Here is a 1,127-nt window from a genome sequence, read left to right on the forward strand (position 1 = left end):
ACCGACGAAGGTTGCGGTGATGTTGCCGCCTGGGTAGTTCACAGGGAACAGCTTGCCGTTGGCATCAGCCTGGACGATGTTGAACACAGCGTGCTCGGTGAACGAGAAGCTGGTGCCGCCGGTTGGGTTGATCTGGATGAAGGCATTGCCGTTCACGTCCAGCGACTCTTTGATCGTCTGGCCGCTGCTGAAACCGCCGCCGGTTGGGTTGAAGACCCAGTTGTTCATCACGGTCGCGGCGCTGGCGCTGCCGGCGAAAGTCATTGCAACAGCGGCGGCGAGAGCGATTTTTTTCAGGAATTTCATGATTCGTAGTCTTTTCTATTCAGTAGGGCAATGAGGTACAAGTATCTTCATATAAGCAATTGTCGTGCCAGCTTTACATAAGTGTTTAAAATCAATTACTTAATCAAAACAGCTGATCAGTAGCGAACTCGACTGTAAAGAATTCCGATTAATTTTGGCTATGAATCGAGGCCATTCCCGGGCGCGTAATAAAAAATGCCAGTCAGCTGGGCTGACTGGCATTCTGGCTGGCCCCTTGTCATCAAGGGGCCAAACTGTATTCGAAAGTATTACGCCTTCTTGGCGCGCTTGCGGCTCACGAAGCCGGCGCCCAGCATGGCGATCCCGAACAGGGCCAGCGAACCTGGCTCTGGGACTTCAGCCAGCTTGAATTGACCGTTGTTGCCAAGGAAGATGTTACCTGGGCCGTTAGCGTAGTCGGTGCCGTTGCAACCAGCACCTTTGTAGCCAGCGAATTCGCAGGCAATTTCGCTCACTTGCAGGTCGTCTGGCGCGCCAACGGTGTTAGCGTTGGTGAAGGCAAAGGCCATCACCGATTCCAGCGACAGGTCATCGCCGTTTTCACGGAAGAAGTAGCCAGCGTCCAGGGCACCAGCGTCGGCTTTGGCGAACACGGTCACTTGACCGTTGTTGGTCGGCGAGCCGCTTGCATCGACCAGACCGCCGCCGCCAGCCATCACGGTGAAGGTGGCGATTTCCTCGCCCAGGTTGGCGCCGTAGAAGCCTTCGGTGCTGGCGTACTGGTTGTTAACATCGTTCTGGTACATGCGGATGGTACCGCCGGTGAACGAGAAGGCGCCGCTGAAGTTACCGCTACCGGC

2 protein-coding genes are annotated in these 1,127 nt (G+C 55.6%); both read right to left on the reverse strand.

Going from position 1 to position 1,127, the window contains the following annotated elements:
* The coding region (locus tag ACHAC9_RS24430) for a hypothetical protein (protein WP_435764398.1) at positions 1–306 on the reverse strand (306 nt) is incomplete at its 3' end.
* 269 nt (positions 307–575) lie between these two features.
* Positions 576–1,127 (reverse strand): PEP-CTERM sorting domain-containing protein (locus ACHAC9_RS24435; RefSeq protein ID WP_435764400.1); only part of this gene is annotated, 552 nt, incomplete at its 5' end.

Source organism: Massilia sp. CMS3.1 (assembly GCF_051262535.1).
Lineage (GTDB): Bacteria > Pseudomonadota > Gammaproteobacteria > Burkholderiales > Burkholderiaceae_D > Telluria.